This window comes from Pseudomonas sp. FW305-96 (genome assembly GCF_058783825.1).
Genome location: NZ_JBYSYW010000034.1, coordinates 35,942 through 58,289, shown reverse-complemented (window position 1 = coordinate 58,289; position 22,348 = coordinate 35,942). Strand labels below are relative to the sequence as shown.

26 protein-coding genes and 1 tRNA gene are annotated in these 22,348 nt (G+C 64.7%); 13 read left to right on the top strand and 14 right to left on the bottom strand.

The window, feature by feature from the left end; translation table 11 throughout:
- Positions 1-14 precede the first annotated feature (14 nt).
- Entirely contained in the window at positions 15-1,205 is a 1,191-nt protein-coding gene (locus AC3WL2_RS21495; protein ID WP_102684188.1) for a benzoate/H(+) symporter BenE family transporter, read from the bottom strand.
- 144 nt (positions 1,206-1,349) lie between these two features.
- Between AC3WL2_RS21495 and AC3WL2_RS21490 the strand changes: the two genes are divergently transcribed.
- Complete coding sequence (locus tag AC3WL2_RS21490; RefSeq protein WP_102684189.1) at positions 1,350-1,952, top strand: glutathione S-transferase family protein; 603 nt, start codon at positions 1,350-1,352, stop codon at positions 1,950-1,952.
- Between the two features lie 94 nt (positions 1,953-2,046).
- Here AC3WL2_RS21490 and AC3WL2_RS21485 read toward each other — a convergent pair whose 3' ends face one another.
- The 5 genes from AC3WL2_RS21485 to AC3WL2_RS21465 all read right to left on the bottom strand — a co-directional run bounded on the left by AC3WL2_RS21485 (position 2,047) and on the right by AC3WL2_RS21465 (position 4,734).
- Complete coding sequence (locus AC3WL2_RS21485) at positions 2,047-2,418, bottom strand: glutathione S-transferase N-terminal domain-containing protein (protein ID WP_102684190.1); 372 nt, start codon at positions 2,416-2,418, stop codon at positions 2,047-2,049.
- Positions 2,419-2,476: 58 nt separating this feature from the next.
- Positions 2,477-3,022, bottom strand: a complete 546-nt coding sequence (gene folE / locus AC3WL2_RS21480; RefSeq protein WP_023631546.1) for a GTP cyclohydrolase I FolE — start codon at positions 3,020-3,022, stop codon at positions 2,477-2,479.
- Between the two features lie 69 nt (positions 3,023-3,091).
- Positions 3,092-3,652, bottom strand: a complete 561-nt coding sequence (locus AC3WL2_RS21475; RefSeq protein ID WP_023631547.1) for a Smr/MutS family protein — start codon at positions 3,650-3,652, stop codon at positions 3,092-3,094.
- 82 nt (positions 3,653-3,734) lie between these two features.
- Positions 3,735-4,055: a hypothetical protein gene (locus AC3WL2_RS21470; protein WP_102684191.1), complete on the bottom strand. Its 321-nt coding sequence runs from the start codon at positions 4,053-4,055 to the stop codon at positions 3,735-3,737.
- 88 nt (positions 4,056-4,143) lie between these two features.
- A complete protein-coding gene (locus AC3WL2_RS21465) occupies positions 4,144-4,734 on the bottom strand; it encodes a cysteine hydrolase family protein (RefSeq protein WP_046856594.1) in 591 nt (196 codons plus the stop codon).
- Positions 4,735-4,913: 179 nt separating this feature from the next.
- On the opposite strand from AC3WL2_RS21465, the gene prmB reads away from it, so the two are divergent.
- On the top strand, positions 4,914-5,822 hold the full coding sequence (gene prmB / locus AC3WL2_RS21460; protein WP_046856593.1) for a 50S ribosomal protein L3 N(5)-glutamine methyltransferase: 909 nt from the start codon (positions 4,914-4,916) through the stop codon (positions 5,820-5,822).
- 134 nt (positions 5,823-5,956) lie between these two features.
- On the opposite strand, the gene AC3WL2_RS21455 is transcribed toward prmB, so the two are convergent.
- Complete coding sequence (locus tag AC3WL2_RS21455) at positions 5,957-6,739, bottom strand: hypothetical protein (protein WP_102684192.1); 783 nt, start codon at positions 6,737-6,739, stop codon at positions 5,957-5,959.
- A gap of 103 nt (positions 6,740-6,842) precedes the next feature.
- Positions 6,843-7,802 (bottom strand): alpha/beta hydrolase, encoded by a 960-nt coding sequence (locus AC3WL2_RS21450; RefSeq protein ID WP_102684193.1) that lies wholly within the window; start codon positions 7,800-7,802, stop codon positions 6,843-6,845.
- A 127-nt stretch (positions 7,803-7,929) separates the two neighbouring features.
- On the opposite strand from AC3WL2_RS21450, the gene aroC reads away from it, so the two are divergent.
- The 3 genes from aroC to AC3WL2_RS21435 all read left to right on the top strand — a co-directional run bounded on the left by aroC (position 7,930) and on the right by AC3WL2_RS21435 (position 10,845).
- A complete protein-coding gene (gene aroC, locus AC3WL2_RS21445; protein ID WP_102684194.1) occupies positions 7,930-9,021 on the top strand; it encodes a chorismate synthase in 1,092 nt (363 codons plus the stop codon).
- 133 nt (positions 9,022-9,154) lie between these two features.
- Positions 9,155-10,309 (top strand): MFS transporter, encoded by a 1,155-nt coding sequence (locus AC3WL2_RS21440; protein WP_102684195.1) that lies wholly within the window; start codon positions 9,155-9,157, stop codon positions 10,307-10,309.
- Positions 10,309-10,845, top strand: coding sequence for an oxidase (locus AC3WL2_RS21435; RefSeq protein ID WP_102684196.1), 537 nt, complete (start codon positions 10,309-10,311; stop codon positions 10,843-10,845). The genes AC3WL2_RS21440 and AC3WL2_RS21435 overlap by 1 nt, the downstream gene beginning before the upstream one ends.
- A gap of 74 nt (positions 10,846-10,919) precedes the next feature.
- Here AC3WL2_RS21435 and AC3WL2_RS21430 read toward each other — a convergent pair whose 3' ends face one another.
- Positions 10,920-11,192 (bottom strand): DUF3509 domain-containing protein, encoded by a 273-nt coding sequence (locus AC3WL2_RS21430; RefSeq protein ID WP_046856587.1) that lies wholly within the window; start codon positions 11,190-11,192, stop codon positions 10,920-10,922.
- Positions 11,193-11,460: 268 nt separating this feature from the next.
- Between AC3WL2_RS21430 and AC3WL2_RS21425 the strand changes: the two genes are divergently transcribed.
- Complete coding sequence (locus AC3WL2_RS21425; protein WP_102684197.1) at positions 11,461-11,982, top strand: ankyrin repeat domain-containing protein; 522 nt, start codon at positions 11,461-11,463, stop codon at positions 11,980-11,982.
- A gap of 60 nt (positions 11,983-12,042) precedes the next feature.
- Positions 12,043-12,573 carry a hypothetical protein gene (locus AC3WL2_RS21420; RefSeq protein ID WP_102684198.1) on the top strand — a complete coding sequence of 177 codons (531 nt, stop codon included), beginning with the start codon at positions 12,043-12,045 and terminating at the stop codon, positions 12,571-12,573.
- Positions 12,574-12,621: 48 nt separating this feature from the next.
- Here AC3WL2_RS21420 and AC3WL2_RS21415 read toward each other — a convergent pair whose 3' ends face one another.
- Entirely contained in the window at positions 12,622-13,560 is a 939-nt protein-coding gene (locus tag AC3WL2_RS21415; RefSeq protein WP_173862452.1) for a ZIP family metal transporter, read from the bottom strand.
- Between the two features lie 126 nt (positions 13,561-13,686).
- Here AC3WL2_RS21415 and AC3WL2_RS21410 point away from each other — a divergent pair, with 126 nt between their 5' ends.
- From AC3WL2_RS21410 to AC3WL2_RS21395, 4 genes are all read left to right on the top strand, one after another.
- Positions 13,687-13,878 carry a PLDc N-terminal domain-containing protein gene (locus AC3WL2_RS21410; protein ID WP_023629733.1) on the top strand — a complete coding sequence of 64 codons (192 nt, stop codon included), beginning with the start codon at positions 13,687-13,689 and terminating at the stop codon, positions 13,876-13,878.
- 186 nt (positions 13,879-14,064) lie between these two features.
- A complete protein-coding gene (locus tag AC3WL2_RS21405) occupies positions 14,065-16,140 on the top strand; it encodes an LTA synthase family protein (protein ID WP_102684199.1) in 2,076 nt (691 codons plus the stop codon).
- 145 nt (positions 16,141-16,285) lie between these two features.
- The gene (locus AC3WL2_RS21400) at positions 16,286-16,522 is read left to right on the top strand and encodes a hypothetical protein (RefSeq protein ID WP_102684200.1); all 237 of its coding nucleotides are present in this window, start codon (positions 16,286-16,288) and stop codon (positions 16,520-16,522) included.
- Positions 16,523-16,707: 185 nt separating this feature from the next.
- Entirely contained in the window at positions 16,708-17,040 is a 333-nt protein-coding gene (locus tag AC3WL2_RS21395; protein WP_102684201.1) for a ribonuclease E inhibitor RraB, read from the top strand.
- Between the two features lie 20 nt (positions 17,041-17,060).
- Here the strand turns inward: AC3WL2_RS21395 and AC3WL2_RS21390 are convergent, their stop codons facing one another.
- Complete coding sequence (locus tag AC3WL2_RS21390; RefSeq protein WP_102684202.1) at positions 17,061-17,864, bottom strand: c-type cytochrome; 804 nt, start codon at positions 17,862-17,864, stop codon at positions 17,061-17,063.
- Positions 17,865-18,392: 528 nt separating this feature from the next.
- On the opposite strand from AC3WL2_RS21390, the gene AC3WL2_RS21385 reads away from it, so the two are divergent.
- Positions 18,393-19,127, top strand: coding sequence for an amidotransferase (locus tag AC3WL2_RS21385; RefSeq protein ID WP_102684203.1), 735 nt, complete (start codon positions 18,393-18,395; stop codon positions 19,125-19,127).
- A 73-nt stretch (positions 19,128-19,200) separates the two neighbouring features.
- Here the strand turns inward: AC3WL2_RS21385 and AC3WL2_RS21380 are convergent, their stop codons facing one another.
- The 3 genes from AC3WL2_RS21380 to AC3WL2_RS21370 all read right to left on the bottom strand — a co-directional run bounded on the left by AC3WL2_RS21380 (position 19,201) and on the right by AC3WL2_RS21370 (position 21,848).
- A complete protein-coding gene (locus AC3WL2_RS21380) occupies positions 19,201-20,172 on the bottom strand; it encodes a magnesium and cobalt transport protein CorA (protein WP_102684204.1) in 972 nt (323 codons plus the stop codon).
- Between the two features lie 67 nt (positions 20,173-20,239).
- The gene (locus AC3WL2_RS21375) at positions 20,240-20,974 is read right to left on the bottom strand and encodes a lysophospholipid acyltransferase family protein (protein ID WP_102684205.1); all 735 of its coding nucleotides are present in this window, start codon (positions 20,972-20,974) and stop codon (positions 20,240-20,242) included.
- 184 nt (positions 20,975-21,158) lie between these two features.
- On the bottom strand, positions 21,159-21,848 hold the full coding sequence (locus AC3WL2_RS21370) for a crotonase/enoyl-CoA hydratase family protein (RefSeq protein ID WP_102684206.1): 690 nt from the start codon (positions 21,846-21,848) through the stop codon (positions 21,159-21,161).
- A gap of 290 nt (positions 21,849-22,138) precedes the next feature.
- Between AC3WL2_RS21370 and AC3WL2_RS21365 the strand changes: the two genes are divergently transcribed.
- Positions 22,139-22,228 (top strand) — tRNA-Ser (locus AC3WL2_RS21365).
- Positions 22,229-22,348: the final 120 nt, after the last annotated feature.

Below are 22,348 nucleotides of genomic sequence, written 5' to 3'. Positions count from 1 at the left end.
TGCCTGTGCTTGTCTCAGCCTTTGCGCGGGCTGAGTATGAGCAAGGTCAGCACCCCCGCCACGATCCCCCAGAACGCCGAGCCGATCGAGAACAGGGTGAAGCCCGAGGCTGTGACCATGAAGGTGATCAGCGCCGCTTCGCGCTCGCGCACCTCGCCCATGGCCACGCTCAAGCCGTTCATGATCGAACCGAACAGCGCCAACGCCGCGATCGACAGCACCAGCTCCTTGGGCAGGGCGCCGAACAGCGCCGCCAGTGTGGCGCCGAAGGTGCCGGCGATACCGTAGAAGATCCCGCACCAGACCGCCGCCGTGTAGCGCTTGGCCGGGTCTTCATGGGCATGCGGCCCGGTGCAGATCGCCGCGCTGATCGCCGCCAGGTTGATCCCGTGGGAGCCGAACGGCGCCAGCAGCAGCGAGGCGAAGCCGGTGGCCGAGATCAGCGGCGAAGCCGGCACCGGGTAACCGTCGGCGCGCAGCACGGCGACGCCAGGCATGTTCTGCGAGGTCATGGCCACCACGAACAGCGGGATGCCGATGCTGATGGTCGCCGCCAGCGAGAAGCTTGGCGTGGTCCACACCGGGGTTGCGACTTCCAGCTGGAAGCCGCTGAAGTCCAGCAGCCCCAGGGCGCCGGACAGCGCGGTGCCGATCAGCAGCGCGGCCAGTACGCAATAACGCGGCGACAGGCGCTTGACCAGCAGGTAGCTGAAGAACATGCCCAGCACCAGCACCGTGCGGTGCTGGGCGGCAACGAAGATCTCGCTGCCGATCTTGAACAGGATGCCGGCCAGCAGGGCCGAGGCCAGGGAGGCGGGAATGCGCCGTACCAGGCGTTCGAAGCTGCCGGTCAGGCCGCAGATCAGCACCAGCACGGCGCAGGTGATGTAGGCGCCGATCGCTTCACCGTAGCTCACCCCGCCGAGGCTGGTGATCAGCAGCGCCGCGCCGGGTGTCGACCAGGCCACGGTGATCGGCGTGCGGTAGCGCAGCGACAGGCCGATGCTGCACACTGCCATGCCGATCGACAGGGCCCAGATCCATGAGGAAATCTGCGCGCTGGTAAGACCGGCCGCCTGGCCGGCCTGGAACATCAGCACCAGCGAGCTGGTGTAGCCGGTGAGCATGGCGATAAAGCCGGCGACGATCGCCGACGGCGAGCTGTCCGCCAGCGGCCGCAGGCGCGCTGAGGTGGCATCGGTCATAGGGAATTCCTTGTGCAGGTGTAAGCAGTTTTTTCAGGCTACCGTGCCATGGCGTGATCCTTGCCATACAGCAGGCATTGCATTTAGCCGTACAGTCGCCAACTATGAGGCATTACTACGCAACTGCGTGAAAGGGGAGGGGCGATGTACAAGGTGTATGGGGATTACCAGTCGGGCAACTGCTACAAGGTCAAGCTGATGCTGAGCCTGCTCGACCGCCCGTATGAGTGGCACCCGGTGGACATTCTCAAGGGTGAGACGCAAACCCCCGAGTTCCTGGCCATGAACCCTAACGGAAAGGTGCCAGTGCTCAAGCTTGAGGACGGCACCTGCCTGTGGGAATCCAACGCGATTCTCAACTACCTGGCCGATGGCAGCGAGTTCCTGCCCAGCGAGCCGCGGCTGCGCACCCAGGTGCTGCAATGGCAGTTCTTCGAACAGTACAGCCATGAGCCGTACATTGCCGTGGCGCGGTTCATCCAGTTCTACCTGGGGCTGCCGCAAGAGCGGCTGGAGGAGTACAGGGGGCTGCACAAGGGCGGCTACAAGGCGCTCAAGGTGATGAACAAGCAGCTGGAAATGACGCCTTACCTGGTCGGCGAGCAGTACTCGATCGCCGACGTGGCGTTGTACGCCTATACCCATGTGGCGCATCAGGGGGGCTTCGACCTAGCGGCTTATCCGGCGGTGCAGGCCTGGCTGACGCGGGTGGCCAGTCATCCTCGGCATGTGCCGATGGTGGATTGACCGGCCTTATCGCGGGGCAAGCCCGCTCCCACGCAGACCCGCCCCATGGGTTCTGGCTTGCGTGGGAGCGGGCTTGCCCCGCGATGGCGATCTCTCAGACCGCCGCGAAGCGTTTGTCCAGATAGGCAATGATGTCCTTGGACTCGTACATCCAGGTCACCTCGCCTTGTTCCTCGATCCGCAGGCACGGCACTTTCACCCGGCCACCGCCTTCAAGCAGCGCCTGGCGGTGCTGCGCATCGTTCTTCGCATCGCGCAGCGCCACCGGCACATTGAGGCGGTGCAGGGCGCGGCGGGTTTTCACGCAGAAGGGGCAGGCATGGAACTGGTACAGCGCCAGGCCCTTGGCCTGCTGTTCGACCTGGGCCTGGGCCGCGGCATCGCGCTGCTTCTTGGCCGGACGGCTGATCCAGTCGCCGAACACGATAAGCTGGCCGAGGCCGACCCGCAGGGCTTTGACGATCATGGGCAACTCCTGAAATGAAAAAGCCGACCCCAGAGGGTCGGCTCGGAAAACAGGCCGATCACTTGATCAGGCTGAGGAACTCGCTGCGTGTGGCGGCGTTCTCGCGGAACTCGCCGAGCATCACCGAGGTGAGCATGGTCGAGTTCTGCTTTTCGACACCGCGCATCATCATGCACATGTGCTTGGCCTCGATCACCACCGCCACGCCTGCGGCGCCGGTCACCTGCTGCACGGCCTCGGCGATCTGGCGGCTGAGGTTTTCCTGGATCTGCAGGCGGCGGGCGTACATGTCGACGATCCGCGCCACCTTCGACAGGCCCAGCACCTTGCCCTTGGGCAGGTAGGCCACGTGGGCCTTGCCGATGAACGGCAGCATGTGGTGTTCGCACATCGAATACAGCTCGATATCCCGGACCAGCACCATTTCGCTGTTGTCGGAGGTGAACAACGCGCCGTTGGTCACTTCTTCCAGGGTTTGCTCATAACCGCGGCAAAGGTACTTCATGGCCTTCGCTGCCCGCTTGGGCGTGTCGAGCAGGCCTTCGCGGGAGACATCCTCGCCGATCTGGCTGAGGATCGCGGTGTAGTTCTGTTCCAGGGACATGGATCTACCTGTGGAAAATTTCGCAAAGGCGAAGGGTACGGCGGCGACGGCGGCGCTGCAAGCGCGATGTCACTCGTCGCGCCCTTCGAGCATGGTTCGCTTGAGCATCACGTAGACCGCGCCGGTGCCGCCGTGGCGGGCCTGGCACGAGGTAAAACCGAGCACCTGCGGGTGCTGGCGTAGCCAGGTGTTGACGTGGCTCTTGATCATCGGGCGCTTGCCGTCCAGGCGCGCGGCCTTGCCGTGGGTGACCCGCACGCAGCGCACTTCCAGCTTGGTCGCTTCGGCGATGAAGGCCCACAGCGTCTCGCGGGCCTTCTCGACGCTCATGCCGTGCAGGTCAAGGCTGCCCTCGAACGCGATCTGGCCGAGCTTGAGCTTGCGCAGCTGGGTTTCCTGCACGCCGTCACGCCGCCACATCAGCTCATCCTCGGCGCCGACATCGATGACGAACTGGTCGGACAGGCCGTCGATCACCAGCGTCTGGTCGCTGCGGATGGTCGCCGCCTGGCGCAGGCCTGCCAGCTGCTTGCGGTCGGCCTTGGGTTTGCCGACTTCGGCGCGATCGTGCTTGATTGGCTTGACGCCCTGCACTTGGCTGCGGAAGAGGGAAAAGTCGTCGTCTTGCATGGTGCCTCCACGTGGGCGGCGTAGTTTACGCGACTGTCATCGCGGGGCAAGCCCGCTCCCCCTGGCGACGGTACGAGACGCGTCAGTCGTGCTTCTTCATCAGGTGCGGCGACAGGTTCAGTTCGTGCCCGCGGCGCAGGCGGATACGGCTGCGTCGCCACAGGCGCACGCCGAAGTACAGCAGGGACAGGCCGACAATGGTCAGGACCGCCGACAATGGCCGGTTGGCATTGAGTTCGGCCAGGGCGGCGTAGTTGCCCAGCAAGCCGGCGAAGCCGGCCATGGCCAGCAGGATGCCCAGAGTGGCCAGCAGCACCGAGAGTGCCGCGGCGATACGCGCGCCCCAGTTGCTCGGCTCGCGCTGGCGCAGGCGCTTGGCATCGAAACTGCCTTTGAGCTTCATTCGAATTCCTCAGGATCGGGTGGTGCTGATCCAGATTTCGACCTGCGGGTCACCTTGGGGTTCCGCCCGTCCGCCGGGCGGTCGTGGTTCAGACCAGGCTGGCGGTGGGGGCGACGCAGGCGAAGTTGTCGGCCATCACGGCCATCTCGCACTGGTGGATCTGCGCGGCGGGGATCACGGTGTCCTTCAGGGCCAGGTCACGGGTCGCCGAAGCATCTTCGACCAGGGTGCAGCGATAACCATAGTCCTTGGCACGGCGCACGGTGGTGCTGACGCTGGAATGGCTCATGAAACCGCAGACGATCAGGTCCAGCGGGCCGAAGGCCTGCAGGGTTTCGTGCAGTTTGGTGTTCTTGAAGGCGTTGGGCATGCGCTTCTCGATCACCACCTCGCCTTCGCGCGGCTCCAGCCCGGGAATGAACTCGCCGGCCGGGCCCTGCGGGTCGAAGCGACCGCCAACGGTGCCGAGGTGGCGGACATGGATGATCGGGCGGCCTGCCTTGCGGGCGGCGTCGAGCAACCTGGCAATGTTCGCCACGGCCTCGTCCATGCCCGACAGCGCCAGCGGACCGCTCAGGTACTCCTTCTGCGCATCGATGACGATCAGGCTGGCTTGGCTCAGCTTGGCCGGCGGGTAGTCGCGGCCAGTGAGGCGGAACATCGTGGTTGGAACGGACATCAAGGGCTCCTTGGGTAGGGCTTTTGTGTACCTATTCTCCCTTGCCTTGGCGCCAATGTGAATGGTTGACAGCGCAGGCGGCATGGTTACTGGCTTGTGGCTATCCATTCGGCCATCGGAGGGAACATTTGTGCGGTGTGGGCTGTTAGACTTTTGTCCTGTCTGAAAAGGAGTACCCCGTGATCACATCCCGCCTGCGCACCCTGCGCGACCATATCCGCTGGGCGGTCAGCCGCTTCCATGAGCATGAACTGTTCTTCGGCCACGGCGCCGACAATGCCTGGGACGAGGCCCGCCTGCTGGTGCTCGGCGCGGTGCACCTGCCCTGGGAGGTGGCCGACAGCTATCTGGACTGCGCACTCGAGGATGATGAGCGGGTACGCCTGCAGCACTTGCTCAAGCGCCGCATCGAAGAACGCGTGCCGACCGCCTACCTGCTCGGTGAGGCTTGGTTCTGCGGCATGTCGTTCATCGTCGACGAACGCGTGCTGGTACCGCGCTCGCCCATCGGCGAGCTGATCGAGAAGCGCTTCGAGCCTTGGCTGGCCGCTGAGCCTGCGCGCATCCTCGACCTGTGCACCGGCTCCGGCTGCATCGGCATCGTGGCCGCCGACGTGTTCCAGGACGCCGAAGTGGTGCTGGCCGACCTGTCCTTTGATGCGTTGGCGGTGGCCAACCAGAACATCGAGCGCCATGGCCTGGAGGAGCGTGTGTACACCGTGCAGGGCGATGGCTTCGCCGGGCTGCCGGGGCAGCGCTTCGACCTGATCCTGTCCAACCCGCCGTATGTCGATGCCGAGGACTTCGGCGACATGCCGGCCGAGTATCACCACGAGCCCGAACTGGGCCTGGCCTGCGGCAACGATGGCCTGGACCTGGTGCGGCGGATGCTGGCCGAGGCGGCCGACCACCTGACCGACAAGGGCCTGATGATTGTCGAGGTGGGCAACAGCCAGGTGCACGTCGAGTCGCTCTATCCCGAGGTGGACTTTGCCTGGCTGGAGTTCGAGCGCGGTGGGCACGGGGTGTTCATGCTGACGGCCGAGCAGTGCCGGCAGCATCAGGAGCTGTTCAAGGCGCGGGTCTGACCCTTCTTGAGTAGCCAGGGCTGCTGCGCAGCCCATCGCCGGGGGGCTCCCACAGGATGGCGCTTGGCCTGAAGGCGGCCGGTCGGGGTGGGAGCCGGCTTGCCGGCGATGGGCCGCCTGGCGGCCCCAGGCTGTCAGCGGGTGGCGATCCAGATCAGCAATCCGGCCTGGAACACCGCGAAGGCCACCAGGCAGGTGATGGTAAAGCGCAGCCCGCTGTCTTCGCGGCGGTACTTGGCCACGCGTTCGTCACGCTCGCGCAACTGCGCTTCCTTCTCCATCAGGTTCTGCTCGGCCTGTTGCAGCATGCCGGCGGCCTCGAGGTTGTCCACGCGCTGCACCTTCTCGGTGTTCCAGCCGCCCTTGAGCTGGCCCACCGGCGTTTCCACCAGGCGCCCCTTGAGCAGCTGCCCATCGGTGTATTCCACCTCCAGGCCAACACTGCGCAGCACATGGTCGCGGCGCAGACGGGTGTCTTCGTTCAGGGCGTCCTTGTTCGGCAGGCTCATGCCCTCGACCTGGTAGTGCGAGCAGCGGTGCTGCAGCCATTGCACCGCCTGCGCCAGCAGGTAGCGGCCAACACCACGGTTGAGGGGCTCGAGCTGCAGGCCGGCCGGGTCGCCGATGCGCACCGTGCGCGTTTCGTGGTCGACGCGGATGTCCAGCTGGTTCTGTTCCTTGCGCACTTTCTGCCCAGGCAGGCGGATTTCCATGCGCAGCAGGCTGTGGGCTTTGTCGTGGCGCTCGGCGTAGCCGAACTGGACGAAGCGCAGCGGGCGGGCGCCGCTGTTGCGGTCGGTCGGCATCGGCGCCAGGCGCAGCAACCGGAAATGCTCGGCGGCAAGGTCCGCCCAGGGCTGCGGGGCGCTTTCCGGCGCTTGTTCTTCGGTCGCCTCGGCGGCGGGGGCATCGGTCATCAGGGGTTTTCCTCAGGTGCACGGCGGCCGGGCGCGTGGGCCGCGGATCACTGCCTTCTCAGCCGCGTTATCGGCAGGCCCGGGCAATACCTGAGGGCAGGTCTCAGGCCTGCGGCAACCCTTGGATGAACAGGACGATGCGCTCGCCCAGCTCACGCGCCAGCGGCAGCTCGGGGTTGCGGTAGCTGTCACGCTGCTGGCTCATGTCCCGGGGGCTGATGCGCAGCACGTGGTTCATGCCGTCGATCAAGGCCAGTTGCGCGTCGGGTTTGGCTGCCTTGAGGCGCTCGGCATCGGCCACCTCTACCTGGATGTCGTTGCGCCCCTGGACGATCAGCGCCGGCACCTTGAGCCGGGCGAAGGCCGCCGCCGGGTCCTGGTGCAGCAAGGTGATTAGGTACGGCTGCACGCTGGGGCGGAACACCTGGCGCAGCGGCGCGGGAACGTCGAGGCTGGTCTGTCCGGCCTGCAACCGGTCGATCAGCGCCACGCCAGCGGGCAATTGCGCCGGCGGCAGGCGCTGGGCCAGCTGCTCGCGCAGCACGTCGGCCACCGGCCTACCGCTGCCGGCCAGGGTGATCACCGCGCTGGCGCCGGCCTGCTCCGCGGCGAGGCTGGCGATCAGTGCGCCTTCGCTGTGGCCAACCAGGATCAGTGGGCCGAAGCGTGGGTCCTGCTTGAGCGCGCGGCCCCAGGCCACCACGTCGGCGACATAGCGCTCGACGCTGAGGTCACGTTCATCGGGGGTGGCCGGCTGGCTGGCGGCCACGCCGCGCTTGTCGAAGCGCACGCTGGCAATGTGTTCGCCGGCCAGCAGCAAGGCCAGGCGCTTGAGGTTGTCGATGCGCCCGGCGGCTGGATTGTTGCCATCGCGGTCGGTAGGGCCGGAGCCGGCGATGATCAGCACCACCGGGGGCGGCGTGGCCTGCTGCGGCAGCAGCAGGCTGCCGTGCAGCACGCCCTGGCCGGTGTCCAGGTCGATGGGGCGTTGCAGCACGGTGGGGGCGGCCTGGGCGAGGCTGGTGCAAAACAGCAGGAGCAGGGCGGCGAGGCGCGACTTCATTGACGGGGTACTAGGTGGGAAGGTGATCATTCGACCTTGGCTGATCCTGAAGGTTCGCGAGCCACACTCACGCGGTTTTCCGTATACTGCCGCTTTCGTTCACTTCAGGCTGATTCGCGGAGCGTCCATGTCCGGCAATACCTACGGCAAGCTGTTCACTGTCACCACCGCAGGCGAAAGCCATGGCCCGGCGTTGGTCGCCATTGTCGACGGCTGCCCGCCAGGCCTGGACATCTCCCTTGCCGACCTGCAGCACGACCTCGACCGGCGCAAGCCCGGCACCAGCCGGCACACCACCCAGCGTCAGGAACCGGACGAAGTGGAGATCCTCTCCGGCGTGTTCGAAGGCCGTACCACCGGCTGCTCGATCGGCCTGCTGATCCGCAACACCGACCAGAAGTCCAAGGACTACTCGGCGATCAAGGACCTGTTCCGGCCGGCCCACGCCGACTACACCTACCACCACAAGTACGGCATCCGCGACTACCGTGGCGGTGGCCGCAGCTCGGCGCGCGAAACCGCCATGCGCGTGGCGGCCGGCGCCATCGCCAAGAAGTACCTGGCCACCCAGGGCATCCGCGTGCGCGGCTACATGAGCCAGCTCGGGCCGATCGAAATCCCGTTCAAGACCTGGGACTCGGTGGAGCAGAACGCCTTCTTCAGCCCCGATCCGGACAAGGTGCCGGAGCTTGAGGCCTACATGGACCAGCTGCGCCGCGACCAGGATTCGGTGGGGGCGAAGATCACCGTGGTCGCCGAAGGCGTGATGCCGGGCCTGGGCGAGCCGATCTTCGACCGTCTGGACGCCGAGCTTGCCCATGCCCTGATGAGCATCAACGCGGTCAAGGGCGTGGAGATCGGCGCCGGTTTCGCCAGTGTCGCCCAGCGCGGCACCGAGCACCGTGACGAGCTGACGCCCGAGGGCTTCCTCAGCAACAACGCCGGCGGCATTCTCGGCGGTATTTCCTCGGGCCAGCCGATCGTCGCCCACCTGGCGCTCAAGCCGACCTCGAGCATCACCACCCCGGGCCGTTCGATCGACGTCGACGGTAATCCGGTGGAGGTGATCACCAAGGGTCGTCACGATCCTTGCGTCGGCATCCGCGCCACGCCGATCGCCGAGGCGATGATGGCCATTGCCTTGATGGACCACCTGCTGCGCCACCGAGCGCAGAATGCCGACGTGAGGGTCGACACCCCGGTGCTGGGGCAGATCTGATCCGCCTGCGCGGGCCCTATCGCCGGCAAGCCGGCTCCCACAGGATTACCGCAGGCTTGAGCCCTGCGGCGGACCTGTGGGAGCCGGCTTGCCGGCGATAGGGCAGGAACAGGTCATCACCAAGGGCCGAACGATGTCCTCCATCCCCTACTGGCGCCTCTCCAGCTTCTACCTCTTCTACTTCGCCCTGCTCGGCTCCACCGCGCCGTTCCTGGCCCTGTACTTCGACCACCTGGGCTTCTCCCCGGCGCGCATCGGCGAACTGGTGGCCATCCCCATGCTCATGCGCTGCGTGGCCCCCAACCTGTGGGGCTGGCTCGGTGACCGCAGCGGCCAGCGCCTGCTGATCGTGCGCCTGGGCGCGCTGTCGACCCTGGCGACCTTCTCGCTGATCTTCTTCGGCAAGAGCTACGCCTGGCTGGCGCTGGTCATGGCGTTGCACGCCTTCTTCTGGCATGCGGTACTGCCCCAGTTCGAAGTGATCACCCTGGCCCACCTGCACGGCCAGACTTCACGTTACAGCCAGGTACGGCTATGGGGCTCGATCGGCTTCATCCTCGCGGTTGTGGGGCTAGGGCGCCTGTTCGAATGGCTGAGCCTGGACATCTACCCGCTGGCGCTGGTGGCGATCATGGCCGGTATCGTCGTTGCCAGCCTCTGGGTGCCCAATGCGCAACCCGTCGAGCAGGCCGAGCAGCGCGGGGCAGGGGGCTTTCTCAGGCAAGTGCGGGCGCCTGGGGTACTGGCCTTCTATGTGTGCGTGGCCCTCATGCAGCTCAGCCACGGTCCGTACTACACCTTCCTCACCTTGCACCTGGAGCACCTGGGCTACAGCCGCGGCGCCATCGGCTTGTTGTGGGCGCTTGGCGTGGTGGCTGAAGTGTTGGTGTTCATGGTCATGAGCCGGATCTTTGCCCGCTGTTCGGTGCGCAAGGTACTACTGGCCAGCTTCCTGCTGGCCGCGCTGCGCTGGCTGTTGCTGGGCAACCTGGCCGAAATCCCGGCGGTTCTGGTGTTCGCCCAGGTATTGCATGCGGCCACCTTCGGCTGTTTCCATGCAGCGGCCATCGCTTTTGTCCAGGCCAGCTTCGGCGCTCGCCAGCAGGGTCAGGGCCAGGCATTGTATGCGGCGCTGTCAGGAACCGGCGGTGCCTTGGGTGCCCTGTACTCGGGCTACAGCTGGAAACTGCTGGGCCCACACTTCACCTTTGGTATGGCTAGCGTCGCGGCGCTCGCGGCAGCCGTTATCATTGCCTTCCGACTCAAAGAAAGCAGGAACCACCCCTGATGAGCATCCTCAGCGTATTCGACCTGTCCAGCCCGGACCTGCCGCACAAGGTGCTGACCCACCACGACGACATCGCCGCGACACTGGCCGAGCAGGGCGTGCGCTTCGGCCGCTGGCAGTCCGGCGCGCGCCTGCGCCCGGGTATCAGCCAGGATGAAGTGGTCGCGGCGTGCCGTGGGCCGCTCGATCAACTGATGACCAAGCATGGCAGCGTGGTATTTGGCGTGCTCAGCCGCGATGGCGCCGACCTGAGCCAGGCCGACCTGCGTGATGAACATGTGCATGACAGCGATGAAGTGTTCGCGATGATCAGCGGGCGTGCACAGGTCAGCCTGCGTCTGGGCGGCGCGGTGTATGCCGTGCTGTGCGAGAAGGACGATGTGCTGCTGGTGCCGGCCGGCACGCGCCGCTGGCTGGACCTGGGGCCTAGCCCATTCTGCCTGGCCCTGCGTCTGTTCGGCAGTGAGCAGGGTGTGCAGCCACGCTTTACCGGGGATGCCATGGCGCGGCAATTTGCTGGTTTCGATGAACTCTGAATGAACTCGCGGGGCAGCTTCTGCTCACACCCTCCAAGGGTGAGCAGAAGCTGCCCCGCGAACAGGTTACGCGCTTAGCGGTAGGTCGGCAGGGCGAAGCGTTGCTGGCTCTGCAGCATGGAAATCACCGGCAGCTCGCTGGCTTGTTCGGCAAGGTCGCGGCGGATGGCGCTGATGGCCCACGACAGCTGTTCGGCACTGTGCAGTTGCGCATAGGACAGCACCCGGCGGGTCACCACGCCGTCGCTGGCGCGCAGGGTCAGCAGCACGCCGCCGTCGGGGCGCGGCTGGGTGGCAACCTGGTAGGCGGCGAAGAGCGAGGCGAATTTTTGCTGGATGAGGTCCATATCAACTCCTGACTGTTGTACTGGCAGACTTGAGTTGATGATTGCAGTGACCGTGCCAGCCTGGGATTAAAATAAAATCCTTATAAATCAATAAGTTATATTTGTTTTTGCAGGTACCTGTATTGCATTCTGCACGCCCGTGCATTTTGCACAGTGCATTTTGCACGGTCATAGCCTGGCTCTCTGCCGCCGATAGAATCTGAACCTTGGACCTGTCGCTGCTGCCTGATGGAAACTTGGCCCATTGCCAGATGCCAGGAGGTTCCCGATGTCCGATCACCAGCCCGCCACCATGACCACTGAAGAAACCGCGGCCTTCGCCGAGGAGGTCTTCGAGCGCGCCCGCCGCGGCGACGCGACAATGCTCGGTCGCCTGCTCGATAACGGCCTGCCCGCCAACCTGCGCAACCACAAGGGCGACACCTTGCTGATGCTGGCCAGCTACCACGGTCACCATGACGCCGTGCAGGTGCTGCTGGCCCATGGTGCCGATCCGCTGATCGCCAATGACAACGGCCAGTTGCCCATCGCCGGCGCCGCCTTCAAAGGCGACCTGGCGATGATCCGCCTGTTGCTGGAACACGGCGTGCCGGTGGATGCCACTGCCGCAGACGGCCGTAGCGCATTGATGCTGGCGGCGATGTTCAACCGCCTGGAGATCATCGACTATCTGTTGGCCCAGGGTGCCGACCCCGCGCACCGCGATGCCGCCGGCGCCACTGCGCTGATGGCAGCCCGCACCATGGGTGCGGTGGATAGCGCGGCACGTCTCGAAGCATTGGCCGGCTAACTGCCCGGGGGCTTTTGCGGCTATCCTTGGCGCTTTTCACGCCAACCCGCAGGCCCCCCCATGAAAGACCAGTTGCTCGAATTCATCAGCCTCATCGGCGCCGGTTGCATGCGCGATGAGGACATCGAGCGCATCGCCGCCGAGGCCGCCGAGGCCTACGCCGACCCCGCCGCCTTCCTCGCCGCCAATCCGGACATCAACTACGACGACAGCTTCCCGTTCCCGCTGGGTGAATGGGTGGTGGTCGGCAGTCTGCCCGATACCGTGCTGTTCCAGGCCGACAGCTACCAGGACCTGTTCCAGCAGATCAGCGACTCGTTCGACAAGAGCGTGCCCTTCACCCTCAAGCCCAAGCAGCTGGCGCGCACCGAGGCGCTCACCGCGCTCAACCGCATCCAGGTGCAGATGGGCGCGCTGAACAAGGAAGCCGGTGGCTACGTGCTGCTGAACTTCAGCCAATTGCTCGACGATGAGCTGCAGATGATCATGGTCGGACAGCACGACCTGGCCCGTGTGCTGGAGCTGGGCGAGGCCGTTGGTATCAAGGTGGAGCCGGCGCTGGAAGCGCTGAAGGTGGCAGTGCACATCTGAGCCGTAGCCGTCGCGGAGCCCGTAGGAAAGGGCGCCGCGACCGGCCCGTCAACCCAGCGCGGTATCGAGGAACATCATCACCGCGAAACCGCCCATCAACCCCAGCGTCGCCGCGGTCTGGTGCCCGTTGCGGTGGGTTTCCGGGATCACCTCGTGGGACACCACGAAGATCATCGCCCCCGCCGCCAGGCCCATGCTGATCGGGTAGGCCAGGGCGAAGCCGGTGGAAATGCCCAGGCCGATCACCGCGCCCAGCGGCTCCATCAATCCCGAGCCGATCGCCACCATCATCGCCTTGAAGTTCGACAGCCCCGTGGCGCGCAGGGCCAGGGCCACGGCCAGGCCTTCGGGGATATCCTGGATGGCGATGGCGCTGGTCAGCGGCAGGCCGATGGCCATGTCGCCATTGGCGAAACTCACGCCGATGGCCATGCCCTCGGGCAGGTTGTGCAGGGTGATCGCCAGCACGAATAGCCACACCCGGCTCACCCGCTCGGCCTGCGGGCCGCAGGGGCCGGTGCTTTCATGCTCGTGCGGAGTGAACCGGTCCAGGCCCAGCATCAGCAGCACCCCAAGGCCCATGCCCAGCACCACGGTGAAGGCCGCCGCCGGGCCGTTGCCGGTGATCTCGCGGGCGGCGTCCAGGCCGGGGAGGATCAGCGAAAACGAACTGGCGGCGAGCATCATGCCGGCGGCGAAGCCGAGCATGACGTCCTGGGTGCGCGCGCTGACATCACGCAGGATCACCGCCAGCACCGCGCCCAGAGCGGTGGCGCCGAAACCGGACAGGCCGCCGAGCAGTGCCAGGTGCAGGTGATCGGCATGGTCGCCGTTGACCGCGTTCCAGATGCTGGCCAGCAGCAATGCGCTGATGGCCAGCAGGCTCAGCACCAGGCCGGCGCTGAGCCAAGGGGTTTGCAGCGCCTGTTGCCGCCAGGCGCTGAGCAGGGAGTCAGGGGCGGCGCTTTGGGTGTGGGCGGGGGGCATGCGGACCTCTGGGCAGTGGATGACAGCAGTTTATTCACTGACCGGCATTCGCCGCCAAGGATTCCCTTCTATCGGGGCCATAGCCAGCTATGCTCTGCAGCACACACACCGTGCGGGAGCAGCACCATGGGGTCTACCTTCAACAGCCTGGTCGGCCTGATCATCCTGGCCCTGGACATCTGGGCCATTCTCAATGTGCTCAAGAGCGGCGCCGAGGTCGGGATCAAGGTGCTCTGGATCCTGCTGATCCTGCTGTTGCCGGTGCTGGGGTTGATCATCTGGGCGATCGCCGGGCCACGGGGCAATGTGCGGATCTGAGACCCCGTATCCCAACTGTGTAACTTTGTAAGGGCAGGCTGCTCTCGACAAAATTTTCACACTCGATTTTTGAAAATCCGCGCCGCACAATGCGGCCTTGGTCTCACCTTGCCCACAAGGGCCAGACCACCAGGCTATTGGCGCTTTCGCCTTCCCGCAAACCGCAATCCTAGGACCTCTCCATTCATGGCTAACACGGACGCCTTGAAGCAACAGGGCGTGCGAGGCTCGTTCTCGCCGACCCTGAAATCCCACCTGGCCTACACGTTGCTCAGTGGCCTGGTGATCATGCTGATGCTCAGCCTGGTGCGCCTGGCGCTGCTGGCCTACAACAGCGACATGATCGGCGACACGCCGTACTCCACCGTCGCCGAAGGCTTCTTCAACGGCTTGCGCTTCGACCTGCGCGTGGTGGTGTACATCAGCATTCCGTTGCTGCTGGCGCTGCTCAGCCCCTGGCTGATGGCCCGGCGTGGCCTGTTCCGCTTCTGGCTGACCATTGCCTCGAGCGTGGTGATGTTCCTCGGCCTGATGGAGATGGACTTCTACCGCGAGTTCCACCAGCGCCTGAACGGCCTGGTGTTCCAGTACATCAAGGAAGACCCCAAGACCGTCATGAGCATGCTCTGGTACGGTTTCCCGGTGGTCCGCTACCTGCTGGCCTGGCTGGTCGGCACCTGGCTGCTCAGCCTGCTGTTCAAGGGCATCGACCGCCTGACCCGCGGCAGCGGCAGCGCCCAGCTATCGGGCAGCCGCAAGCTGGCGCCCTGGTACGGTCGCCTGGCGGTGTTCATGGTGGTCCTGCTGGTGGCCGTGGTCGCCGCCCGCGGTACCCTGCGCCAGGGCCCGCCGATGCGCTGGGGTGATGCCTTCACCACCGACTCCAACTTCGTCAACCAGCTGGGCCTGAACGGCACCCTGACCCTGATCGATGCCGCCAAGAGCCGCTTTGGCGAGGACCGCGGCAATATCTGGAAGCCCGTACTTGACCAACCGCTGGCCACCCAGACCGTGCGCGAGCAGCTGCTGACCGCCAACGACACCCTGGTCGATGCCGACGAGGCCGCGATCCGCCGTGACTTCGTGCCGCCCGCGGCGAACACGCTGGGGGTCAAGAACGTCGTGGTGATCCTCATGGAAAGCTTCGCCGGCCACTCGGTCGGTGCCCTGGGCAGCCCGAACAACATCACCCCGTACTTCGACAAGCTGGCCAAGGAGGGTCTGCTGTTCGACCGCTTCTTCTCCAACGGCACCCATACCCACCAGGGCATGTTCGCCACCATGGCCTGCTTCCCCAACCTGCCGGGCTTCGAATACCTGATGCAGACCCCGGAAGGCGGCCACAAGCTGTCCGGCCTGCCGGCGCTGCTCAGTGCCCGCGACTATGACGACGTCTACGTCTACAACGGCGACTTCGCCTGGGACAACCAGTCCGGATTCTTCGGCAACCAGGGCATGACCACCTTCATCGGCCGCAACGACTTCGTCGACCCGGTGTTCTCCGACCCGACCTGGGGCGTGTCCGACCAGGACATGTTCGACCGCGGCAACGAAGAGCTAGCCAAGCATGACGGCAAGAAGCCGATCTACGCGCTGCTGCAGACCCTCTCCAACCACACCCCGTACGCCTTGCCCAAGGACCTGCCGGTGGAGAAGGTCACCGGGCAGGGCCGCCTGGACGAGCACCTGACCGCCATGCGCTACTCCGACTGGGCGCTGGGCCAGTTCTTCGAGAAGGCGCGCAAGGAGCCGTACTTCAAGGACACCCTGTTCGTCATCGTCGGCGACCACGGCTTCGGCAACCACCAGCAGGTCACCGAGCTGGACCTGGGCCGCTTCAACGTGCCGCTGCTGCTGATCGCTCCAGGCATCCAGGAGAAGTTCGGCGCGGTCAATCACACCGTAGGCACCCAGGTCGACATCGTGCCGACCATCATGGGCCGTCTCGGTGGCCAGGCCCGCCATCAGTGCTGGGGGCGCGATCTGCTCAACCTGCCTGAGGGCGACCAGGGCGTGGGCATGATCAAGCCGTCGGGCAGTGAGCAGATCGTCGGCCTGGTGCAGGGCGACCGCATTCTCATCGAGTCCAAGGACATGACCCCGCGGATGTACCGCTACCAGCTGGGCCGCGAGTTCAAGGCCGAGCTGATCGACAGCCCCGACCAGCCGGAAATGCTCAAGAAACTCGAGGCCTACATCCAGACGGCAACCAAGAGCCTGCTGGACAATACCGCCGGTGTCGTCCACGGCACGCCGAAGTAGCAGCGCCCAGTTGTCTCAGGAAGCCCGCCGTTGACCGGCGGGCTTTTTTCATGCGGTTTCATGCACCCGGCTGAACATTTGCCGCTGTGTCATGGTCAAGCTAGTACGCAGTTCAATTCACTGTTGTGCCAGCGAGGGCTGATCGATGAAAGCATGGGAAGTCAGCTTTGCCGACCAGAAGGGCGAGCTTAAGACGCTGCTGCTCAACGCCGAGCAATGCCCCAGCGAGGAAGACGCCGCACGCGCCATCCGTTCGAGTTTGTTCCCGCTCATGGATGAGCTTGACCTCAATGACTTCCAGGACCGCAGCTTTTCCCCCACGGCACGCTGGCTCAAGGAGCAGAGCGGCGTGACCATCACCACCATTCGCCAGCTACCCTGAGCCGCCTCGCTCTGGCGCAGTGCCTGCACAGGCACTACGCTGGAGACAGGCGCCGGCCAAATCTGCGGGTCCGCGTCGATTCCACTCGCGTCTTGCATCAGCTCGAATTGCCAGGCATGGCACGCTTGCCAGGCAGGTGCCTTGTGCCCTGAAAGTCTATCCATTGCTTTGCAGGAGGACGTTTCATGAGCAGCCAATACGACGACGTCAGCAGCAATGTCCTGCGCCAGATGAAAGCTGGCGGTTTCGATTTCACCCGCATCCATCCCATCGAGTTCTATGCCGTGTTTCCCGACGAGGCCGCCGCGCGCCGGGCGGCGGTGCAGTTCCGTGGCGAGTCACTCAGCGCCCAGGTGAGCGAGCGCGATGATGGTGCCTGGCACCTTGAGCTGAGCAAGGTGATGTACGCCACCCATGGCGGCATCGGCGCTTTCGAGCAGGCCTTCGAACGGCTCGTGTCACCCCATGGCGGCGAGGTCGAGGGGTGGGGCGTCAAGCAGGAACGGCCGATTGCCTAGGCAGCGCGGCCCCGTGCGCCCTACCGTTGTTTGCGCCCGGCCATATGTTTCAGGTATGCCAGCAATGCATCGAGTTCCTGGTCGCTCAGCACCTGGGTGGAGAACCTGGGCATCTTGGCCTGCGGCCAGTGCCGCAGGCTCTGCGGGTCGCGAATGTATTGGCGCAGGAATGCCGGCTGAAAGTATTCGGTAGGGTTGTGTGGCAGGTTCAGGTCAGGGCCCAGGTGCGCATCGCCAGCGCCATTGAGGCGGTGGCAGGCCAGGCAATTCTGCTGGAACAGGGCAAAACCCTGGCGCACCGGATCCGCATTGGGCAGCGCTGGGGCGGGCAACAGGGCGGGGAAGCGCGCCTCGACCGGTGCCAGGCTGCGAATCCTGGCGATCTGGAACGGCCATTGCTCCGGGCGGATGCCGCCCGCCTCGGGTTGGGTCCACACCAGATAGAACGGCCCGGCTCCCGGCTTGCCCTTGCCGAGTGGCGGCCAAGGCTGGGCGTTGTCCTCGATGGCCAGCCAGGCTTGTGCCGGGCCTGGCTGCAACAGCGGGCCGGCAGGCATCTCGGCGGCGAAGCCGTCGAGGGCTATCGCTTGCAGGTGGTCGGTCGGTTTCACGCCCTCGAGCAACACCGCCAGCGGTACGGCGCGGTAATGCATGGTGCGCTTGTAGGCCACGTCCTGTTCAATGGTGATGTCCCGCGCCTGGGGATGGGCGAGCAGTTGCGCGCTTTGCCATTGCCGGCTGCCGTCACCCAGCTCGAGGGTCAGTTGCGCGGCCAGCGCCGGCAGGGGAATCAGCAAGCAGAGCAGGGTAAGGCATAGGCGCATGGGTGACCTCCAACCATCAAGGTAGGCAGGTTACCCATGCACGGTCGGAAATGGCCACTGCCGCGATCAACCGAACAACCGAGTGAGGTTGGGCAGGATCAGCAGCAGGGTCGTGGCGAAGAGTATGAGCCCGGCTTGGCGTACTTTGGATTGTCTGAACATGGCGGACCGCCTTCTTGTTGTTATTCCTGAATAACCCTTGGCTTCCTTGTCTGGCTTCGGGTCGATCGCAGTGGCGTGATCGAACGCCTTCACTGCTTGCCGCGTGTTTGTGGATATACAACCAACACTAGGGCCCGCGTCATCCCTGTTTCAGAACCCTTTGCTCTAAAAAAAATCATGTCGATTCCTCATGGCTTTAAGGCCACTGGCCACCCCGCTGGCACGCTGACGCTAGACGAGTGCGCGGCAAGGGTTACCAAGGGTTACAGGGCCTACCGTTCGTCTGGACATCCTACTTGCTTGTGTAGCCCTTTCGCGTCAGTCTTTACAGCAAATCCCACCCACATGTCGTTCAGGACTACTGCTATGTCGTTACGCATCTGCATCCTTGAAACCGATGTCCTGCGGCCGGAGTTGATCGCGCAGTACCAGGGCTACGGAAGGATGTTCGAGCAGCTGTTTTCACGCCAGCCGATCGCCGCCGAGTTTGATGTGTACAACGTGATGAACGGCGACTATCCGCCGGCTGAGCGGACTTTCGATGCCTACCTGGTGACCGGCAGCAAGGCCGACTCGTTCGGCGATGATCCGTGGATCCAGACACTCAAGGCCTACCTGCTCAAGCTGTATGAGGGTGGCGAGAAGCTGTTGGGGGTGTGTTTCGGTCACCAATTGTTGGCGTTGACCCTCGGCGGCAAGGCCGAGCGCGCCGACAAGGGGTGGGGCGTGGGCATCCACCGCTACAGCCTGGCGGCCCATGCGCCTTGGATGGACCCGCAGGTGTCCGAGCTGACCCTGCTGATCAGCCACCAGGACCAGGTCACCGAGCTGCCCGAAGGGGCCACGGTGATCGCTTCGAGTGATTTCTGCCCCAACGCCGCCTACCACATCCGCGACCAGGTGCTGTGCTTCCAGGGGCACCCGGAGTTCGTCCACGATTATTCACGGGCCTTGCTCGACGCACGTCAGGCGTCGTTGGGCGACGAGGTCTATGCCAAGGCGGTGGCCAGCCTTGCCACCGAGCACCAGGGGGATCTGGTGGGCGAGTGGATGCTGCGCTTCGTCCAGCAGCCGGTGAAGGCCGGGGATAGCATTGCCTGATCAAGCGAGGCCGCTTTGCGGCCTTTTCGCCGGCAAGCCGGCTCCCACAGGGTTGAAAGCGCTCCCGGCGATCCTAAAGCCACCCCGAGCGCTTGAAACTGAAATACAGCCCCGAACACCCAAGGCCGATCACCCCCAGCACGGCAAAGTAGCCGTAGTGCCAGCCCAGCTCCGGCATGTTCTGGAAATTCATCCCGTAGATCCCGGCAATCGCCGTGGGAAACGCCAGGATCGCCGCCCAGGCGGCGAACTTGCGCTGGGTGATGCTTTGCCGTGACGACTCCAGCAGCATGCCGATCTCGATGGTCTGGCTGGCGATGTCGCGGATGCCGGCCAAATCTTCCATCTGCCGGGTCACGTGGATCTGCACGTCGCGAAAGTACGGGCGCATGTTCTTGTCGATGAACGGGAAGCTCAGGCGCTGCAGCTCTTCGCTGACCTCCACCATCGGCGCCACGTAGCGGCGCAGGCGCAGGATATCGCGGCGCAGGCTGTGCAGGCGCTGGATGTCCTCTTCCTTGAGCGAGTTGCTGAGCACGCTCTGCTCCAGCTCCTCGATCTCGCCGTGGATGGCCTCGCTCACCGGCTGGTAGTTTTCGGTGACGAAATCCAGCAGGGCGTAGAGCACGAAGTCCTCGCCGTGCTCGAGCAGCAAGGGGCGCGCCTCGCAGCGCTGGCGCACCAGGGCATAGGACTTGGAGTGGCCGTTGCGGCAGGTGATGATGTAGCCGTTGCCAGCGAAGATGTGGGTTTCGATGAACTCGAGCCGGCCTTCGTGCCGCACCGGCGAATAGGTAACGATGAACAGCGCATCGCCGAAGGTTTCCAGCTTTGGCCGGCTGTGTTTCTCCAGGGCGTCCTCGATGGCCAGCTCGTGCAGGCCGAACTGGCGCTGCAGGTTGGCCAGTTCCTCGGCGTTGGGCTCTTCCAGGCCGATCCATACGAAGTGCCCGGGCTTGCGCGCCCAGTCGGCGCCTTCGTCGAGGCTGATGTTGGTGACCTTCCTGCCGGCGCTGTAGACCGCCGCCGCGACGACTCGACCCATGGTTGTCCGCTTATTCGATTGAACACGCTACACAGCTTGGGCTGTGTAGCGGCGCGGGGCAAGTCTGCTATGGGACAGAGGGGCAGGGCGCGGTGAGCTCGCTTTCCATATGGTCGATGCAATGCTGCATCTGGCTGCGGCACTGTTCGATCAGCGCGGGCAGGTCCTGTTGGGTCAGGCCCGCGGTGGCGATGGGGGCCAGCGAGCGGATGACCACCGTGCGCTGGCGCCAGCTGTTCAGGCTCAGGCGCCTGGTGTAGCGGCTGACGCATACCGGCACGATCGGCACGCCGGCCTCGATCGCCATGTGGAAAGCGCCTTTCTTGAACGCCAGCAACTGTTCGCCGGGGTTGCGCGTGCCCTCGGGGAAGATCCAGATCGAAGTATCGTCGCGCAGGGTCCGGGTGGTGGTCTGCATGGCCTTGCGTGCCTGATAGGCGTTCTTGCGGTCGATCAGCACATTGCCGCCCAGCCAGAACAACTGGCCGAACAGCGGGATCCAGCCCAGGCTCTTCTTGCCGATGGCCACGGTACGCCGGGGCACCACCTGGCCGAGGATGAACAGGTCATAGTTGGACTGGTGGTTGGCGATGATCACGCAGCCGGGGGGCTGGTCCCACAGCGGGCCGACCTCGGCCTTGACCTTGATGCGCAGCAACCAGGCGGCCGGCACGCTGTACAGGCGGGCGAACAGGCGGCTGTTGTCGGGATTGAACGGGCGCAACAGGCCGATCATCAGGCCGACGACACCCACGAGCAGAAAGTGCAGCGCCAACAGGAGCATGCGAAGCATATAAAGCATGGTACGACTCACACCGGACAGTCGCGGCGCAGTGTACGGGTGTGCACTGGTGGGGGCAAACGTTGCTGTAGCGTGGGAGGTCAAGTGGGAGGGGGCTTGCCCGGCGATGGCGTCACCCTGGGTGATTGTATCGCCGGGCAAGCCCCCTCCCACAAAGTCCTGTGAGGAAAATCCCTGGATCGACTCAGCCCAGGTGGTTCTGGTCCACGAGGATCGCTTCGTCCAGCGCCTCCAGCAGGCCCTTGCGCACCTTCAGCTTGGTGTTCTTGTGCGCCAGCATGTTCAGCTTCTTCATTTCGCGGGCGGCGGCCAGGGCGGTTTCGTGCAGCTGTTCAGCTGGCACCACCTTGTCGAGGAAGCCGGCTTCCCGGGCACCCTGCGGGTCGAACACTTCGGCATTGTTCACCGAGCGCTGGAATGCCGCACGGCCGAGGCGGTCACGGGCCAGCTCGATACCGGCGTGGTGCATGGTCATGCCGATCTGCACTTCGTTCAGGCAGATCTTGTAGGGGCCTTCGACACCGATGCGGTAGTCGCCCGACAGCAGCAGGAAGGCGCCCTTGGCCACGGCATTGCCGGGGCAGGCGACGATCACCGGGAAGGGGTGCGACAGCAGGCGTCGGGCCAGGGTGGAGCCGGCGGTGACCAGGCCCACGGCCTCCTTGGGGCCGGCGGTCATCACCTTGAGGTCGTAGCCGCCGGAGAGAATGCCCGGCTGGCCGGTGATGATCACCACCGCGCGTTCCTCGGCGGCGCGATCGAGCGCGGCATTGAAGGCTTTGATCACATCCGGGGAGATGGCATTGACCTTGCCGTTGTTCAGGGTCAGGGTGGCGATGCCGTCTTCGGCGTGGTAGGTAATCAGCTCGCTCATGGCAGAGTCCTTTGGATGGCGTGGCGACGACGTTACCCAGCGGCGCCGGCCAGGTAAAGCACCAAGGCTGACTGGTCGGTCAGCGCCGCGCCGCCGTGCCTTGCGCCATCTGGGCAGCGCTGAGCGGGTGGGAAAAAGCGCTGGGCACAATGGCAGCATTGCCCTGATTGGCCAGAGTTTTCGGCCGATTGCCTTAAGCGCATGAAAATTCTGAAAAAAATGCTTGCCAAGTAAAAGCTCTTCTACTAAATTAGCGCGCCTCGACAGGCTGAATAGCTTGAAGAGAAAACGGTGAAGTGTCCGAGTGGTCGAAGGAGCACGCCTGGAAAGTGTGTATACGAGAAATCGTATCAAGGGTTCAAATCCCTTCTTCACCGCCACATTCTACGAGAAGCCCCCGAATCGAAAGGTTCGGGGGCTTTTTGTTTGTCGTTTTTTTTACCTGTGCGATCGCATCGCCGGCAAGCCGGCTCCCACAAGGTAATGCGATCTCCTGTGGG

Bases quoted from the DNA above. Each gene is read 5' to 3' on its own strand.
- AC3WL2_RS21495 (WP_102684188.1), bottom strand. From the start codon at position 1,205: ATGACCGATGCCACCTCAGCGCGCCTGCGGCCGCTGGCGGACAGCTCG.
- AC3WL2_RS21490 (WP_102684189.1), top strand. From the start codon at position 1,350: ATGTACAAGGTGTATGGGGATTACCAGTCGGGCAACTGCTACAAGGTC.
- AC3WL2_RS21485 (WP_102684190.1), bottom strand. From the start codon at position 2,418: ATGATCGTCAAAGCCCTGCGGGTCGGCCTCGGCCAGCTTATCGTGTTC.
- folE (WP_023631546.1), bottom strand. From the start codon at position 3,022: ATGTCCCTGGAACAGAACTACACCGCGATCCTCAGCCAGATCGGCGAG.
- AC3WL2_RS21475 (WP_023631547.1), bottom strand. From the start codon at position 3,652: ATGCAAGACGACGACTTTTCCCTCTTCCGCAGCCAAGTGCAGGGCGTC.
- AC3WL2_RS21470 (WP_102684191.1), bottom strand. From the start codon at position 4,055: ATGAAGCTCAAAGGCAGTTTCGATGCCAAGCGCCTGCGCCAGCGCGAG.
- AC3WL2_RS21465 (WP_046856594.1), bottom strand. From the start codon at position 4,734: ATGTCCGTTCCAACCACGATGTTCCGCCTCACTGGCCGCGACTACCCG.
- AC3WL2_RS21455 (WP_102684192.1), bottom strand. From the start codon at position 6,739: ATGACCGATGCCCCCGCCGCCGAGGCGACCGAAGAACAAGCGCCGGAA.
- AC3WL2_RS21450 (WP_102684193.1), bottom strand. From the start codon at position 7,802: ATGAAGTCGCGCCTCGCCGCCCTGCTCCTGCTGTTTTGCACCAGCCTC.
- aroC (WP_102684194.1), top strand. From the start codon at position 7,930: ATGTCCGGCAATACCTACGGCAAGCTGTTCACTGTCACCACCGCAGGC.
- AC3WL2_RS21440 (WP_102684195.1), top strand. From the start codon at position 9,155: ATGTCCTCCATCCCCTACTGGCGCCTCTCCAGCTTCTACCTCTTCTAC.
- AC3WL2_RS21435 (WP_102684196.1), top strand. From the start codon at position 10,309: ATGAGCATCCTCAGCGTATTCGACCTGTCCAGCCCGGACCTGCCGCAC.
- AC3WL2_RS21430 (WP_046856587.1), bottom strand. From the start codon at position 11,192: ATGGACCTCATCCAGCAAAAATTCGCCTCGCTCTTCGCCGCCTACCAG.
- AC3WL2_RS21425 (WP_102684197.1), top strand. From the start codon at position 11,461: ATGTCCGATCACCAGCCCGCCACCATGACCACTGAAGAAACCGCGGCC.
- AC3WL2_RS21420 (WP_102684198.1), top strand. From the start codon at position 12,043: ATGAAAGACCAGTTGCTCGAATTCATCAGCCTCATCGGCGCCGGTTGC.
- AC3WL2_RS21415 (WP_173862452.1), bottom strand. From the start codon at position 13,560: ATGCCCCCCGCCCACACCCAAAGCGCCGCCCCTGACTCCCTGCTCAGC.
- AC3WL2_RS21410 (WP_023629733.1), top strand. From the start codon at position 13,687: ATGGGGTCTACCTTCAACAGCCTGGTCGGCCTGATCATCCTGGCCCTG.
- AC3WL2_RS21405 (WP_102684199.1), top strand. From the start codon at position 14,065: ATGGCTAACACGGACGCCTTGAAGCAACAGGGCGTGCGAGGCTCGTTC.
- AC3WL2_RS21400 (WP_102684200.1), top strand. From the start codon at position 16,286: ATGAAAGCATGGGAAGTCAGCTTTGCCGACCAGAAGGGCGAGCTTAAG.
- AC3WL2_RS21395 (WP_102684201.1), top strand. From the start codon at position 16,708: ATGAGCAGCCAATACGACGACGTCAGCAGCAATGTCCTGCGCCAGATG.
- AC3WL2_RS21390 (WP_102684202.1), bottom strand. From the start codon at position 17,864: ATGCGCCTATGCCTTACCCTGCTCTGCTTGCTGATTCCCCTGCCGGCG.
- AC3WL2_RS21385 (WP_102684203.1), top strand. From the start codon at position 18,393: ATGTCGTTACGCATCTGCATCCTTGAAACCGATGTCCTGCGGCCGGAG.
- AC3WL2_RS21380 (WP_102684204.1), bottom strand. From the start codon at position 20,172: ATGGGTCGAGTCGTCGCGGCGGCGGTCTACAGCGCCGGCAGGAAGGTC.
- AC3WL2_RS21375 (WP_102684205.1), bottom strand. From the start codon at position 20,974: ATGCTTTATATGCTTCGCATGCTCCTGTTGGCGCTGCACTTTCTGCTC.
- AC3WL2_RS21370 (WP_102684206.1), bottom strand. From the start codon at position 21,848: ATGAGCGAGCTGATTACCTACCACGCCGAAGACGGCATCGCCACCCTG.